At 60.6% G+C, this 15,106-nt stretch carries 17 protein-coding genes; 9 read left to right on the top strand and 8 right to left on the bottom strand.

Going from position 1 to position 15,106, the window contains the following annotated elements; all coding sequences use genetic code 11:
* Window positions 1–70 precede the first annotated feature (70 nt).
* Window positions 71–787 carry a tellurite resistance TerB family protein gene (locus ACM6I0_RS04755; protein ID WP_414921602.1) on the bottom strand — a complete coding sequence of 239 codons (717 nt, stop codon included), beginning with the start codon at window positions 785–787 and terminating at the stop codon, window positions 71–73.
* 298 nt (window positions 788–1,085) lie between these two features.
* Between ACM6I0_RS04755 and pcsA the strand changes: the two genes are divergently transcribed.
* From pcsA to ACM6I0_RS04740, 3 genes are all read left to right on the top strand, one after another.
* Entirely contained in the window at window positions 1,086–1,808 is a 723-nt protein-coding gene (gene pcsA, locus ACM6I0_RS04750) for a phosphatidylcholine synthase (protein ID WP_285436753.1), read from the top strand.
* Window positions 1,809–1,812: 4 nt separating this feature from the next.
* Window positions 1,813–2,199 carry a DUF488 domain-containing protein gene (locus tag ACM6I0_RS04745; RefSeq protein WP_414921601.1) on the top strand — a complete coding sequence of 129 codons (387 nt, stop codon included), beginning with the start codon at window positions 1,813–1,815 and terminating at the stop codon, window positions 2,197–2,199.
* Between the two features lie 234 nt (window positions 2,200–2,433).
* Window positions 2,434–3,360 carry a universal stress protein gene (locus ACM6I0_RS04740; protein ID WP_414921600.1) on the top strand — a complete coding sequence of 309 codons (927 nt, stop codon included), beginning with the start codon at window positions 2,434–2,436 and terminating at the stop codon, window positions 3,358–3,360.
* Window positions 3,361–4,287: 927 nt separating this feature from the next.
* On the opposite strand, the gene ACM6I0_RS04735 is transcribed toward ACM6I0_RS04740, so the two are convergent.
* Window positions 4,288–5,100: a class I SAM-dependent methyltransferase gene (locus ACM6I0_RS04735; protein ID WP_414921599.1), complete on the bottom strand. Its 813-nt coding sequence runs from the start codon at window positions 5,098–5,100 to the stop codon at window positions 4,288–4,290.
* Window positions 5,101–5,130: 30 nt separating this feature from the next.
* Window positions 5,131–5,400, bottom strand: a complete 270-nt coding sequence (locus tag ACM6I0_RS04730) for a DUF4242 domain-containing protein (RefSeq protein WP_414921598.1) — start codon at window positions 5,398–5,400, stop codon at window positions 5,131–5,133.
* A gap of 182 nt (window positions 5,401–5,582) precedes the next feature.
* On the opposite strand from ACM6I0_RS04730, the gene ACM6I0_RS04725 reads away from it, so the two are divergent.
* A complete protein-coding gene (locus tag ACM6I0_RS04725) occupies window positions 5,583–6,575 on the top strand; it encodes an AraC family transcriptional regulator (protein ID WP_414921597.1) in 993 nt (330 codons plus the stop codon).
* 9 nt (window positions 6,576–6,584) lie between these two features.
* Here ACM6I0_RS04725 and ACM6I0_RS04720 read toward each other — a convergent pair whose 3' ends face one another.
* The 3 genes from ACM6I0_RS04720 to ACM6I0_RS04710 all read right to left on the bottom strand — a co-directional run bounded on the left by ACM6I0_RS04720 (window position 6,585) and on the right by ACM6I0_RS04710 (window position 8,480).
* Window positions 6,585–7,796 (bottom strand): cytochrome c biogenesis protein DipZ, encoded by a 1,212-nt coding sequence (locus ACM6I0_RS04720; protein ID WP_414921596.1) that lies wholly within the window; start codon window positions 7,794–7,796, stop codon window positions 6,585–6,587.
* Between the two features lie 167 nt (window positions 7,797–7,963).
* On the bottom strand, window positions 7,964–8,176 hold the full coding sequence (locus ACM6I0_RS04715) for a hypothetical protein (protein ID WP_090182852.1): 213 nt from the start codon (window positions 8,174–8,176) through the stop codon (window positions 7,964–7,966).
* Window positions 8,177–8,213: 37 nt separating this feature from the next.
* Window positions 8,214–8,480, bottom strand: coding sequence for a DUF2790 domain-containing protein (locus ACM6I0_RS04710; protein ID WP_285435445.1), 267 nt, complete (start codon window positions 8,478–8,480; stop codon window positions 8,214–8,216).
* Window positions 8,481–8,786: 306 nt separating this feature from the next.
* Between ACM6I0_RS04710 and ACM6I0_RS04705 the strand changes: the two genes are divergently transcribed.
* The 5 genes from ACM6I0_RS04705 (at window position 8,787) to ACM6I0_RS04685 (ending at window position 13,102) form a co-directional block, all read left to right on the top strand.
* Entirely contained in the window at window positions 8,787–9,527 is a 741-nt protein-coding gene (locus tag ACM6I0_RS04705; protein WP_222586007.1) for a response regulator, read from the top strand.
* Complete coding sequence (locus tag ACM6I0_RS04700; RefSeq protein WP_414921595.1) at window positions 9,524–10,834, top strand: sensor histidine kinase; 1,311 nt, start codon at window positions 9,524–9,526, stop codon at window positions 10,832–10,834. The genes ACM6I0_RS04705 and ACM6I0_RS04700 overlap by 4 nt, the downstream gene beginning before the upstream one ends.
* 105 nt (window positions 10,835–10,939) lie before the next feature.
* Window positions 10,940–11,572 carry a CDP-alcohol phosphatidyltransferase family protein gene (locus ACM6I0_RS04695; RefSeq protein WP_414921594.1) on the top strand — a complete coding sequence of 211 codons (633 nt, stop codon included), beginning with the start codon at window positions 10,940–10,942 and terminating at the stop codon, window positions 11,570–11,572.
* Complete coding sequence (locus ACM6I0_RS04690) at window positions 11,559–12,158, top strand: lysophospholipid acyltransferase family protein (RefSeq protein ID WP_414921593.1); 600 nt, start codon at window positions 11,559–11,561, stop codon at window positions 12,156–12,158. The genes ACM6I0_RS04695 and ACM6I0_RS04690 overlap by 14 nt, the downstream gene beginning before the upstream one ends.
* Window positions 12,155–13,102, top strand: a complete 948-nt coding sequence (locus ACM6I0_RS04685; protein WP_285435440.1) for a phosphatidate cytidylyltransferase — start codon at window positions 12,155–12,157, stop codon at window positions 13,100–13,102. Before ACM6I0_RS04690 ends, ACM6I0_RS04685 begins: the two co-directional genes overlap by 4 nt.
* A gap of 146 nt (window positions 13,103–13,248) precedes the next feature.
* On the opposite strand, the gene ACM6I0_RS04680 is transcribed toward ACM6I0_RS04685, so the two are convergent.
* A complete protein-coding gene (locus tag ACM6I0_RS04680) occupies window positions 13,249–14,007 on the bottom strand; it encodes a DUF2063 domain-containing protein (protein ID WP_414921592.1) in 759 nt (252 codons plus the stop codon).
* Window positions 14,000–14,839 (bottom strand): DUF692 domain-containing protein, encoded by an 840-nt coding sequence (locus ACM6I0_RS04675; protein WP_414921591.1) that lies wholly within the window; start codon window positions 14,837–14,839, stop codon window positions 14,000–14,002. Before ACM6I0_RS04675 ends, ACM6I0_RS04680 begins: the two co-directional genes overlap by 8 nt.
* Between the last annotated feature and the right edge of the window lie 267 nt (window positions 14,840–15,106).

Below are 15,106 nucleotides of genomic sequence, written 5' to 3'. Positions count from 1 at the left end.
GATCAATTCTAGCGTTCAGGGCAAAGCGGGCATTTCTTCGGATGGTCGGTCGGGTTTCGGGGACGATCGGTCAGGCCGCGCCGCCCTTGGCCTGTTGCTCCAGATGCACTTGCAGCTCGGGATCAATGTGCAGCGCCGCCGCCAGCTCATCCAGGTAGTTGCGCTCGGCATCCTGCTGATCGTCCACCAGCATCACGCTGGCCAGGTACATCTCCGCCGCCATGCCCGGATCAGTGGCCGATTGCGCCACATCCGCGGCATCCAGTGGTCGGGCCACTTCGTCATCCAGCCATTGCTGCAATTGCGGGTCATCGGTATGGCGGCCGATTTCGGTGCTGATCATCTGCTTCTCGGCGTCATCGATCCGGCCGTCCGCCTTGGCCGCCGCAATCAACGCGCGCAGGATCGCGTGACTGTGGTCCTCGATTTCCGGGCCTGACAACAAATCCACCGTGCGTGGTGCCTGCTGCGGCGCGGCGGCCTGGTTGCGTTGCCACGCTTGATACGCCTGAAAAGCCATCATGCCCAGGGACGCCAGCGCCGCATAATTGGTGCCGCCGCCGGATCGACTCTGGGGCGAGCCACCCATCGGTGAACCGCCACCCAGCAAACCACCAAGCAAACCACCCAGGCCACCACCGGCCATGCCTGATCCGGCTCCGCCGCCCAACAGACCACCCAGCAATCCGCCGAGTCCGCCTTGAGGCGCCGCGCCACCGCCGCCCTGTTGGGACATCGAGCCCTGGCCGGCCCGCAGTAGTTGTTCGAGCAGATCGCTGGTGTTCATGACGAATGTCCTCTAAGTAGGAGTGATCCAGTCAGGCAACGATAGACCTCGCTTGTAAATGCGCCACAACCGTTTGGCTGACGTGATATCGATAGAACAGGCAAATCAAACACACAGGAACCCGGTTCGTTAATACCCTGGATTTACCCGGGGTATTTTTTCGCCATCCAGCTAAGATTCACAGACGGTGAACCTTATTCCCGGATTTCCGGTCGATACCTGCAACCGAACCGGTTTGCCGCCGCCCTCGATACAGAGGGTGATGACTGGCTTGCTTCACTTTTTGGAGAACGCCCCCGTGATATCCACCCTACACATCGCCAGGCTCAAAGCATGGGGCGCCCATGGTTTTACCGCCACCGGCGTAGTCACTGCCTTCCTCGCCACCCTCGCTCTGCTGGAAAACCAGGCCACCAACTGCCTGCTGTGGCTGGGCGTCGCCTTGATCGTCGACGGGCTGGACGGCGCATTGGCGCGCAAGGTCAATGTGCAATCGGTGCTGCCGAGTTTCGATGGCTCGATCCTCGATCTGGTGATCGACTACCTGACGTATGTGTTTATCCCCGCCCTGTTCATCTATCGCTACATCCCGTTGCCGGACTACACGCTGCTGCTGACCGTGTCGCTGATTCTGGTCTCGTCGCTGTTCTGCTTCTGCAACGTCAACATGAAAAGCAAAGACAACTACTTCCAGGGCTTCCCCGCCGCGTGGAACGTGGTTGCCCTGTGCCTGTACATCATCGCGCCGTCGCCGTGGATCACCTTACTGACTGTCATCGGCCTGGCTTTGTTGACCGTGACGCGCATGAAGTTCCTGCATCCGTTCCGCGTGCGCAAATTCATGCCGATCAACATCGCCGTCACCGCCATCTGGCTGCTGTGCAGCTTGTCGCTGGTGGTTAACCACCCGGTCATCAACCCGCTGGTGATGGGCCTTTGGTTGCTGATGTCGGCCTATTTCCTGGGCATCTGCATCTGGCGCACGGCGCTGGAGTGGTTTGACGGATCGCGAAGCAAGTAACGCCATGGCCATCCACATCGTTCGACTCGGTTCGCCCCGCACGCCAGACGAAGGCCTGCGTCTGGGCACGGTACGCCGTCCACCCCGGGGCGTGCCCAAGGCCGAGTTTGCCAGCCGTGATTTTTACGACGTCTGGCAACCGCTGCTGTCGCCCAGCGCGGAACTGGTTGCCGAAGCCAAAGCGGCGGTCGATGCAAAAGACTGGGAGGCCTTCCGACGCAAGTTCAAGGCCGAAATGAACCACCCTGCCCCCCACCAGCTGCTGGACCTGCTGGCCGCCCTCTCCCACCAAACCTCGCTGGCCGTCGGCTGTTACTGCGAGGAAGAGGCGCATTGTCACCGTTCGGTGTTGCGCGAACTGCTGGAGGCACGGGGCGCGAAGATTGTTTAAATCGAACGCCCAACACAAATCCCTGTAGGAGTGAGCCTGCTCGCGATAGCGATTTATCATTCAACATTGATATTGACTGGCACTGCGCTATCGCGAGCAGGCTCACTCCTACAGGGGGGATTTAGTGTTTTCAGAGATTGAGGCAGGCCAACGAGCTTGCTGGCGATCTTGGTCAATACTAAAGATCAGATGTTCAACCAGTGACCGCTGTCTCCTTACCCCGGGAGGTTCGTCATGTCCGAACAATCACGCTTCATGCTGGTCGCCTCGCCCCTGATGGAACACAGTCCCGCCTTTGACCGGGCTGCGGCGCTGGCCAAGGCCGAAGGCGCGGCGCTGCACATCGTGGCGTTCGACTATCTGGAAGGCCTGGCGACCGCCAGCCTGGTCAACGAAAAGGCCCTGGAACAAATGCGCCTGGGTTACGTCGACCGTCACCGCCAGTGGCTTGAAGATCAGGCTCGCCCCTTGCGCAAGATTGGCGTGCACGTCACCACCGAGGTGGCATGGGTGGAACGCCCGCTGGAGGAAATCCTGATTCACCTCAAAGAGCAGCCGATGGACGTGCTGATCAAGGCGCTGGAGCACCAATCGCTGCTGTCGCGACTGATGTTTACCCCGCTCGACGTGCACCTGCTGCGCGAATGCCCGGTGCCGCTGCATTTCGTCAGCCACGCCGTTAACGCGCTGCCGCGCAAGATCGTCGCGGCGATTGATCCCTTCCACCGTGATGATCACTATAAAACCTTCAACGACCGGATCCTTCACGAGGCTTCGAAACTGGCCAGCGCCTGTAACGCCGAGCTGGACGTGGTCTACGCCCATGACCTTTCCTCCATTACCTCCGACGAATTCGGCTTCGATAAAGGCTCGGGGTATTTCTCATCGGGCAAGGCCAAGACCTTGTTCGACTGCCAGGAAGAGGCCTTCAACGAATTGGCCGAACGCAACGGCATCGCACCTGGGCAACGGCACATGATCATGGGCAGCCCGACCAAAGTCCTGACCCGTTATGCCGATGCCTTTGACATTGATGTGCTGGTCATGGGCCGCATTGGCCATCGCGGACTGGGGCGGTTTGTTGGCAGTACGGTGGAACATCTGTTGTACAAAATGCCGTGCAGCGTGTGGGTGGTTTATACCGAGCGGCTGGATGAGTGATTGCCCCCTCGACAGAACACCACCATCGGGGTTGGGTACATATCCGTTATTTTGGTCATGGCGGCTATTGGTTCCGCCCTGACGGCGGGTCACTTTGAAAAGCGCAAAGTAACCAAACGCTTGCGCCCCTGACGTTCGGTGCCTCGCTTTGGCTCGGCATTCCCTCACTCCGGTCCTGCTCCGTGGGCCCGCCGCCATCGGCCATCCATGGCCGGGGGCGGCTAACCCGGCATCCATGCCGGGTTGCCCACTACGCAGAACCTGCGTTCGGCCTCCCGACGGGGCAGATCAAGATCAAAAGCTAAAGGCGAGCTAACGCTCGGCCTGATGAGTGGTGAGGAGCAACAGCGGTGCGCTGGCCTGCTCTGCTTTATGTGGGAGTGAGCCTGCTCGCGATGCTGTTGATCTTGGCTGTTGATCGTTCCCACGCTCCGCGTGGGAATGCCGCCGGGGACGCTCTGCGTTCCGCTGTCGACACCTGACTTGAGTCTTGCGGAAGGTGACGCGGAGCGTCACGGGATGCATTCCCACGCAGAGCGTGGGAACGATCAGGGTCAGGATCAGGACGCGCAAGCGTTGAGCAAACAGGTCGGCCCGTAGGCCGCCTCGCTTTTGCTTTGGCGGTACACGCCCCCTCGAGAGGCCGAGCGCAGGTTCTGCGCAGTGGGCACCGCGGCAAGGATGCCGCGGTAGCCGCCCCCGGCCATGGATGGCCGATGGCGGCGGGCCCACGGAGCAGGACCGGAGCGAGGGCATGCCGAGCCTTAGCGAGGCACCGAACGTCAGGGGCAAAAGCGCTTGGTTACTTGGCGCTTCTCCAAGTGACCCGCTGTAAAAGCGGAACCAATAGCCGCCGTAACCGCAGCAACGGATATGCCCCCCCCCAAAAAAAAACACACTTCCAAAGGGGGTTCGTGCGTTGACAATTCACCGTCGCGTAATGACAACCTCCAAATATTCACTAGGCACCACCAGCGATTTTTCACCCGCCCGATTCATCCGATTAATCAGCTCCGTCAGATCACTTTCAAGAGCCCTGGCACCATCAGCAGGCAACACCGCAAACGCCTTGTGCAGCGGCCCATACCAATTGCGGAACACATCAATGAAGTGCGCCGCCGAGCGATAACGGAAATTGAAAGTCCGCCGCGTAACTTGGACCAGAAAGTTGCGCTCATCGAAATGCTCATGCAACCAGGATTCGGACCCCCAATTCGAAGGCGATGGCGCCCCTGCCGGCGGTGGCAAGTGCTGACCCAGGGTCTTGAACATCTGGCCAACAAAGCCTTCAGGCGTCCAATTGGCCAGGCCGATGCGCCCACCAGGGCGACACACCCTGGCCAGCTCTGACGCGGCTTTGGCCTGGTCTGGGGCAAACATCACACCGAACGTCGACAACACGGCATCAAAACTGCCATCGGCGAACGGCAGCGCCTCGGCGTCGGCCACCTGGAAGGTAACCTCCAGGCGTTCGGCCCGGGCGCGGTCTTCGCCGCGTTCCAGCAGCGCCGCAACATAGTCGGTCGAGGTCACGTAGCAGCCGCGACGTGCGGCGGCGAGCGTCGCATTGCCGTTGCCGGCCGCCACATCCAGCACCAACTCATCGCACAGCAGGTCGCAGGCTTCGGCCAGTTGCTCGCCGACAATCTGCAACGTGGTGCCGATCACGGCATAGTCGCCGCTGGCCCACGCGGCCATCTGGCGGTTTTTCAAGGCAGTAAGATCAATGGGGGTACTCATCAAGTCTGCTCCGTACGGGTCTGCCTCGGCTTATTCCGCCGTGGTCGGATCGATGATGTTCATGACCTGGGAAATGCGGTTGGCTGGAAAACCACTCTGCCGGGCGTGCTCCTTGATCAGCTCTTCGCTTGGCGCGATGTACACGCAGTACAGCTTGTCGCCCGTGACATAACTCTGAAGCCACTGCACCTCGGGCAAATCGCGCAATGTCCGGCAGGACTTTTGCGATGCCGCTTTCAAATCCCGTTCTGACAGTGTCCCAGCACCTGGAATCTCGCGTTCTATAACGAACTTAGGCATAGCAACCTCTCACTGTTGTTATTGATGACAGGGTCGGCAGTGGCCCTGTTGGCAAACTATCGCTCTGCCGACTTCCGGCGTCCTGCCCGATCGTCGGCCAACACTGTCCGATCGTCCGGAGATTTCGCACAGCGACGCCACGCGTTCACAATCGAAAGCATTCGCCAGCACGGAAAACCGTCATGGATGCCCTGTCCCAGACCCTGCGAGTCGTGCGCCTGGTCGGCGCGATTTTCATCAATGCCAGGTTCACTGCGCCCTGGTGCTATCAGTCGCCCAGCGCCGACACGGCCGCGCCGTTTCTGGAGCCCGGCGCCGAACGCGTGGTGATCTTTCACTTGATCACTGAAGGCGAGTGTTACGTCGAACTGGGTGATGAGCCACCGCTGCGGCTGACGGCCGGCGATGTGGTGGTGTTTCCCCAAGGGGACGCCCACCGCATGAGCTCTAAACCTGGGCTTGCACCCGCCACCGGTGCGCGGCTGGACATGGTGCTGGCGCGCCGTCCCCGGCAACTGAGTTATGGCGGTGGCGGCGCGGTGACGCGCCTGGTGTGCGGCTACCTTGCGTGCGACAAGCGGCTGGCGGGCATGTTGCTGATGGGGTTGCCGGCGGTGGTACGGGTCAATGTGCGCGGCTCGAATGCGGGTATGTGGCTCGAATCTTCGGTGCGTTATGCGCTGGCGGAAGCGCGCTCGCCCAGGCCCGGTGGTGAAGGCGTGTTGGCCAAACTGGCCGAGGTGCTGTTCATCGAGGTATTGCGCCTGTACATGAATGAACACGGCGAAGGTCGGACCGGATGGTTGGCGGGTGTCAGCGACCGGATCGTCGGCGCCGCCCTCAACGCGCTGCACAAAAAACCCTGTCACGCCTGGACCCTGGAAGAGCTGGCGCGCACGGCGGGCGCATCGCGGTCGGTGTTGGCGGAACGTTTTCAGCAACTGGTGGGAAGCTCGCCGATGCAGTACCTGACGCAATGGCGCATGTTGCTGGCGGCCAATCTGTTACGCAGCAGTAACAGCTCGTTGATGCGGATTGCCGAAGAGGTGGGTTATCAAACCGACACGGCGTTCAGTCGGGCCTTTCGTCGTGAGTACGGCGCGCCACCGGCGGCGTGGCGCCGCAGTCAGGAGAAAAAACCAATGGCCCACGGCGTGCTGCCTGTGAGCCATTGATATCGAGGGTTACGCGGCGGGTGCCTTGGCCTCTTCCAGCAGTTGCTGAATCATCTTTTCCTGAGTCTCGTAACTGCCTTCGCCAAAGTGGGTGTAGCGCACCTGGCCCTTGGCGTCGATCAGGTAGTGTGCGGGCCAATACTGGTTGTCGAATGCACGCCAGATCGCATAGTTGTTGTCGATGGCCACCGGGTAGGTGATGCCGAGCTTTTTCACCTGGTCCTTGACGTTGTCGATGATGCGTTCGAAACCGTATTCCGGGGTATGGACGCCAATCACTACCAGGCCATCCTTCTCGTATTTCTTCGCCCAGTCCTTCACGTACGGCAAGGTGTGCTGGCAATTGATGCAGTCGAAGGTCCAGAAGTCCACCAGCACCACTTTGCCTTTCAGCGAATCGTTGCTCAGGGCTGGCGAGTTGAGCCATTGGACCGCGCCGGACAGCGACGGCATGGCGCCTTGGGCGTTGTCCATGGACGTATCGGCCTTGACCTTGCTGACGAAGTAGTCGACCACCTTCGGCACGGTTTCCAGCACACCTTTCTCCAGACTGCTGACGCCTTCGGACGAGGTGCCGGCCAGCAGCGTTTTGTCGGCGCCGGTGGAAATCACCGCGGCAGCAGCCAGCACCGCCACACCGGCGCCCCGACGCAGCCAACCGGTGACCGGGATCGACGCTTTCAAGCGATTGACCAGGCCGCGACCGGCGAAGATCAAGGTGCCCAGGGACAAAGCGCTGCCCAGGCCGTACGCCAGCAGCAACAGACTGGTCTGCGCATTGGCGCCTTGCAGCATGGCACCGGTAAGAATCACGCCCAGGATCGGCCCGGCACAGGGTGCCCAGAGCAGCCCGGTGGCCACGCCAATCATCACCGATCCCAGAGGGCCGGACATTTTGCGGGTGTCCGGGTCGAGGCGATTGCCAAGCGCCACGAACGGACGGGTCAGCCAGTCACTGACACGGGTGGAAATCAGCGACAGCGCGAACAACCCCATCACAATCAGCGCGATGTGGCGGCCGGTGTTGTTGGCTTGCACCACCCATTCACTGCTGACCACGGCCAGGCTGGAGATCAGCGCGAAGGTCAGGACCATGCCGCCAAGGGTGAGCAAGATCGATGAACGTGTGCGTTTGACACCGGCGAACAGGAACGGCACGACCGGCAGGATGCAGGGGCTGAGGACGGTCAATATGCCGCCCAGGAACGCGATGAGAAACATGGGATCACCTTTGAAATCAGAGGGTCGACACACCAACAATCCCTTGTAGGAGTGAGCCTGCTCGCGATGAGGCCAGAACATTCAACATCGATGTCGACTGACACTCCGTCATCGCGAGCAAGCTCGCTCCCACAAGGGACGATGGCGTTGCGAAAGTTAACCAGGCCTCAAGCCGTCTGGTTATCCAGTTGTTGCCCTTGCGGCGTACGGCTCGAACCGTCCTGTGCCAGGAAGGCATTGCCGGCCTGCTCCGCCACTGGCGTCAGCTGGAAGCACGTGGCACTGCCACAGGTTTTCTGTTCAACAGCGACATTGGCATGAGCCGCCGCACCAGCAATGGAGAAGGCAACAGCGGTCAAATAGCGAGTGACGTTAATCATGATGTTCTTCCTGTTTCAAAGGGGATTGGCAAAGGACTCAGTTGTCGGTGGTGCAGCCATCGGCAAATTTGCTGTAATTGAGCACCTGGGTTTTGTCGTGGGAGTCCAGGTAGGTCAGCTGGGCATTGACGATCCCGCAGGAAGGCGTGGCGTCCTGTTTCAACGACAACACTTTCTTGATATCCAGGTGGGTGCCGTAGGTGTAGGTTTTGGCGGTGACATCGGCGGCTTCGGCGCGGGCCGCCAAGGTGCAGATGTTCAGGGCGGCAAACAGGCAAGCGGCGTAGATGGTTTTGGTGTTCATGGTGGTTTCCTCAAGGCTTCAATGGATAGGTCGTTCATCTGGGCCGAGGCGGTCTGGTGTGCCTCGATGGAACCTATTAAAAGCCTGCGAGGTATCTCGTCTGTGTCGAAAACCGGCGCGTGTAAATCGTTGCGTATCAAAGCCGGCCCCTGATACAGAGCGATACAAAACCACTGAAAACGGACGTTTTTGCGTCTGCGTGTATCCGTCGCCACGGCAGATACACTGCAATACAAAGGGCTGCGGGCGAGCGGGCAAAGGCTCGATAGACTGCGTGATATCCCCCATTGATAGAGGCTTGGCTCCATGGAACATGTCGATCACATTCTCATCGTCGACGATGACCGCGAGATCCGCGAGCTGGTGGGCAACTACCTGAAGAAGAACGGCTTGCGCACCACCGTCGTCGCCGACGGGCGCCAGATGCGCGCCTTTCTCGAGACCACGCCGGTGGACCTGATCGTGCTCGACATCATGATGCCGGGCGACGATGGCCTGCTGCTCTGCCGCGAATTGCGCGCCGGTAAACACAAGGCCACGCCGGTGCTGATGCTGACGGCGCGCAACGATGAAACCGACCGCATCATCGGCCTGGAAATGGGCGCCGACGATTACCTGGTCAAACCGTTCGCCGCCCGTGAACTGCTTGCGCGCATCAACGCCGTGCTGCGGCGCACGCGGATGCTGCCGCCGAACCTGGTGGTCACTGAAAGCGGCCGTCTGCTGGCTTTCGGACGCTGGCGCCTGGACACCTCTGCCCGCCACCTGCTCGACGAAGACGGCACCATGGTTGCGCTCAGCGGCGCCGAATACCGTTTGCTGCGGGTGTTTCTCGATCATCCGCAACGGGTGCTCAACCGTGACCAGCTCCTCAACCTGACCCAGGGCCGCGACGCCGACCTGTTCGACCGCTCCATCGACTTGCTGGTCAGCCGCTTGCGTCAGCGCTTGCTCGACGACGCCCGTGAACCGGCCTACATCAAGACCGTGCGCAGCGAAGGCTATGTGTTTTCGCTGCCGGTGGAAGTGCTCGGTGCGCCCTCATGAACCTGGCGATTCGTTGGCCGCGCACCCTCGCCTCGCGGCTGTCGCTGATCTTCCTGATCGGCTTGATCCTCGCGCAAGCGCTGTCTTTCGGCGCGCAATACTACGAGCGCTACGAAAGCGCGAAAAACACCATGCTGGGCAATCTGGAAACGGACGTCTCGACGTCCATCGCCATCCTTGACCGCTTGCCGGCCGAAGAACGGGCGAGCTGGCTGAAACAACTGGATCGGCGCAATTACCGCTATTTGCTCAATGAAGGTTCGCCGGGCACCAGCCTGCGTGACACGCCCATGGCGATGACCTCGATCAAGGACGCCATCGGCAAGGATTACCCGATGACCGTGACTGACATCCCCGGTCCGCAAAAGAACTTTCAGGTTCACCTGAAACTGGCGGACGGCAGCCCGGTGACCATCGACGTCCGGCCATCGATGGTGCCGTTGTCGCCGTGGCTGCCCATCGTGTTGCTGGGCCAGTTGGCGCTGATGATTCTCTGCACCTGGCTGGCCGTGAAAATCGCTATCCGTCCCCTCACCCGCCTCGCCCAGGCCGTGGACAACCTCGACCCCAACACCCACGCGGTGCTGCTGGATGAAAATGGCCCGACCGAAGTCGCCCATGCCGCCATCGCCTTCAATTCGATGCAGGCACGTATCGCGGCCTACTTGAAGGAGCGCATGCAGCTGCTGGCGGCGATTTCCCACGACCTGCAAACCCCGATCACCCGCATGAAACTGCGCGCCGAATTCATGGATGACTCCAGCGAGAAAGACAAACTGTGGAACGACCTCGGTGAGATGGAACACCTGGTGCGCGAAGGCGTGGCCTATGCCCGCAGTGTTCACGGCGCCACCGAAGAAAGCCGCCGCACCGACCTGGATTCGTTCCTCGACAGCCTGGTGTTCGACTATCAGGACATGGGCAAGGACGTGCAGCTCAGCGGAAAAAGCAGCGCCGTGATCGACACCCGGCCCCATGCGCTGCGCCGGGTCCTGGTGAACCTCACGGACAATGCGCTGAAGTTTGCCGGGGCGGCTGAACTGTGGGTAGAAACGAAAAACGGCAACCTGTCGGTCAAGGTCATGGACCGCGGTCCCGGCATCGCCGAAGAGGAACTGGCCCATGTGATGGAGCCGTTCTACCGGGTGGAGAATTCACGCAATCGCAGCACCGGCGGGACCGGGTTGGGCCTGGCGATTGCCCAGCAGTTGGCCTTGGCCATCGGCGGATCGTTGACGTTGAGTCAGCGTGAGGGCGGTGGATTGTGTGCGGAGTTGAAGTTGCCACTTCGACCTGTCAGTCAGTAAACAGGCACAAGGGCGCAGGATAGCCTCTATAGTGTCGGACACAGTCGCGCAACGCAGCGCTGTGGCGCACCCGATAGCAACCGACACTTATATGGATATTGGCAAATGGATGACAACAGAAGGCCCATCAAGACGCGCTCTGCGGGCTGGGCAAAACACCTCACCGACCTCCTGGTGAAACGAGGCATTTCCCCCAATCAGATTTCCGTCGCCAGCATCGCCTTTGCGCTTGCGGGCGCAGTGGCGCTGAACATCGATAACGGCCTTGTCGGCTCGATCATCTGCGCGATCGGCATTCAATTGCGCTTGCTGTGTAACCTCTTCGACGGGATGGTGGCGATCGAGGGCGGCAAGAAATCCGACATCGGCAGCCTCTACAACGAATTCCCCGACCGCATTGCCGACAGCCTGCTGATCATCGCGCTCGGGTATGCCATCGGGCACGCCGACCTGGGTTGGTTCGCGGCGTTGGCCGCTGCGCTGACAGCGTACGTGCGGGTATTCGGCGGTTCGATCGGTTTGAAACAGAGCTTCATGGGGCCGATGGCCAAGCAGCATCGAATGGCCGTGATGACCGGCGCACTGGTGCTCAATGCGGTCGAAACCAGCCTTTATGGCACCCATTACAGCCTGTTGATCGCACTGATCGTGATCGCCGCCGGATCGGCCGCGACCTGCGTCACGCGCACCCTGGCCATCTCCCGCCAGCTCAAGGTGAACGCCCATGTGGATCAGTAACGCACTGATTTCGGTCCTTCGATTCCTCATCGGCGTCACGGCCCGATGGGAAAGCCCGCCGGACCTGACGCGCCAGCGCATCTACTTCGCCAACCACACCAGCCACATGGACACCCTGGCCATCATCGCGGCCCTGCCGCCCGAAGCCCGGATAAACGTGAAACCCGTGGCAGCCGCCGACTATTGGGGCAAGAACGCGTTTCTGTCGTACATCTCACAGAAAGGCCTGAATGCGGTGCTGATCGAGCGCAACCCAGCGCCGGGCGTCAACGTGCTTGAGCCGATTTTCGATGTGGTGCGCGCCGGGCATTCGATCATCATCTTTCCGGAAGGCACGCGCGGCAACCAGCCGTTGCCCGGCCCTTTCAAATCAGGTCTGTACCGCTTGGCCGAGACGTTCCCCGAGGTGGACCTGGTGCCCATCTACCTGGAAAACCTGCATCGCTCCATGCCAAAAGGCAAACACGTGCCGTTGCCCATCATCTGCACGATCCGCATCGGCAACCCGATGCCACGGATCGCAGGTGAGGAAAAACAGCTGTTTCTAGACCGGGCGCGTGATGCGATTGTGAGGTTGGCGGAATGAATCTTGACCAAAAGTTTTTGTGGTTCTTCGGCGCCATCGCCGGTCTGTTGGCGATTGCCTCGATCATCGGCCGGATCCTGGCCAGTCGCGCTAAATCAGAAAGCTCGATGTCGACCATCGAGAACCTCAACCAGCGGGTCAATGCCTGGTGGGGGATGGTCATCATCTTTTTCGTGTCCTACCTGCTGGGCGGGAACGCGACGGTCATTCTGTTCGGCTTCATTTCCCTGTTCGCACTCAGGGAATTCATCACCCTGACACCGACACGGCTGGGCGACCATAACGCGTTGTTCTCAGCGTTTTTCATTCTGATTCCGCTGCAATACGTGTTGATCGGCACGCACTGGTATTCGCTGTTCACGCTGTTGATTCCGGTGTACGCCTTCCTGTTGTTGCCGGCGATTGCGGTGCTGAGCCAGGACACCGACGCCTTCCTGGAACGCGCGGCGAAGATTCAGTGGGGGGTGATGATTTGCGTGTATTGCATCAGCCACGCACCGGCACTGTTGCTACTGGACCTGGAAGGCTTCAAGGGCCAGAACGCGTTGCTGCTGTTCTACCTGGTGTTTGTCGTGCAGATGAGTGACGTGCTGCAGTACGTGTTCGGCAAGCTCTTTGGCAAGCACAAGGTTGCGCCGCTGGTGAGCCCGTCGAAAACCGTGGAAGGCCTGGTCGGTGGCGGCCTGTCGGCCACGCTGATTGGCGGGTGCATGTTCTGGATGACACCGTTCAATTTCTGGCAGTCGCTGTTGATGTCGTTGGTGATTGTGGTGATGGGGTTTCTGGGCGGGCTGGTCATGTCGGCAATCAAGCGCAGCCTGAGCGCCAAGGACTGGGGAACCATGATCAAAGGACACGGCGGCATGCTGGACCGGATGGATTCGATCTGCTTTGCGGCACCGATCTTCTTTCACCTGACGCGGTATTTTTTCTCCGCGCCTTAAACATCCAGACACACCACTAAACCTGTGGGAGTGAGCCTGCTCGCGATGGCGGAGTGTCAGTCAACATCAATGTTGGCTCTACCGGCCTCATCGCGAGCAGGCTCGCTCCCACAGGGGTTCTCGGGTGTTTGGGGGATTGTGTTCATTCAGACAGTCACGCCCACCACCCCTTCCCCATGCATCTGACGCAATAACGCCGCGCCACTCTCAATAAATGCCTGTGATCCCGCAGCCCCCGCCTCCGCCGCCAGCCCTTCCAGCTGCGCCCGCCCAACCAGTTCGGGAAACTCCTCGATCCGCTGCAACAAGCGCCATGCCAACGGGCTCAGTTCGGAAAACTTCACACTCCAGTCTTCTGCCCGACGCACCAGCAGCAACGTCGGCTGGGCCGGCTGCGCGTCCGGCCGATAATCCGGCCCTACCAATTGAACCGGCCAGCCATACGCCAACGGCCAGGCCAGCGGCGACACCCGCAACGGTCGCTCAAGGATCAACTCGACATCGCTCGGTGCCAACGGTTCGGCGTCGGATTGCTGCAGCGCCATCTCGACCCACTCGTAATGCGCCAGCTCGACCATGAACGGCGGCCACACGCCCTCACCCAATGCCTGAGGTCCAGAGGCCAGGAACTCGACGAACTCTTGCGCGATTTCACCAAACTTCGGCGTGCGTGCGCGGTAGTCCCGCAGGAAGATCCGCACCAGCGTGCGCCAGTGTTCATCACCCAGTATCTTGATCAGCACCGGAAATGTGCCGCTGAGCAACGACGACAGGTTGGCGAAAATCAGGTCACGGTAAACCTGTGCCCGCTTGGCGTTCATTTCGCTGGGCGGCGCGTGGTGATCGGGATCCCGCAGGTAAAGCCCCATCGCCGTTTGCTGTTGAAGCAGACTGGGCTTATCCACGGTTCACCCCCTTGGTTTGCAAACGGCGAATGGTCTGCAATTCGGCGACCAGCTCAGAGAACGCCGGAAAATTGAAATCCCGCTCCAGCAACGTCGGTTGCGCACCAAACCGGGCATACGCCTCGGCCAGCAACGACCAGACCGCCGGTTTCACCGAAGCGCCGTGGGTGTCGATTTTCAACGTGTCCGACTCATCGAAGTGCCCGGCCACGTGCATCGCCACCACCCGGCCCGAATCGATGCCGGCCAGAAAGGCCTGCGGATCGAAGCCATGATTGATCGAGTTGACGTACACATTGTTGACGTCGAGCAACAGGTCGCAATCGGCTTCGCGCAACACCGCGTTGGTGAAGGTCACCTCGTCCATGTCCTGCTGCGGCGCGGCGTAATAGGAGACGTTTTCCACCGCCAGGCGCCGACCGAGGATGTCCTGGGCCTGGCGAATCCGCGCGGCAACGTGGTGCACCGCTTCTTCGGTGAACGGCAACGGCAACAGGTCGTAGAGATGACCGTCGTCGCTGCAATAACTCAGGTGTTCGCTGTACAGCGGCACGTTGTAGTGATCGAGGAACACCCGCACCTGCTGGAGAAACCCGACGTCCAGCGGCGCCGGCCCGCCCAGGGACAAGGACAAGCCGTGACAGGACAACGGAAAGCGCTCGGCCAGGGCTCGCAGAGCATGCCCGTGGGCGCCGCCGATACCGATCCAGTTCTCCGGCGCGACTTCCAGAAAGTCGAAATCGCCGGAACGGGCGGCCTGGAGATCCTTCATTAAACCGCGACGCAGGCCAAGCCCGACGGTCGCTTTCGCTGAGGTGATGGGGGTCTGCATGCTGTCGATCTCACGGGTGGCCGGAACGGACTCACAGTTAACCGAAGCGGTGTATCGGGACTGTGTTCCGGTGCGGCAGAACATCGTGTCGGATGTATCAATGACGGGGCTGTACACACTCTGGTACAGACCCGGAGATGGTCTGGGAATGGGGTTTTCGTCGCTCAGGGCGGCAGCGCGCGGCCCGCGAACTAAACTTACTGCACGCAGGACGAGCTTGTTCGCCCTGTTCAATCCCACGACCACCGCCCAGTGGTGAATGCTTCT

The sequence above is a fragment of the Pseudomonas sp. IT-P294 genome (genome assembly GCF_949767865.1).
Classification (GTDB): Bacteria; Pseudomonadota; Gammaproteobacteria; order Pseudomonadales; family Pseudomonadaceae; genus Aquipseudomonas.
This window is presented reverse-complemented; position numbering and strand designations above follow the sequence as displayed.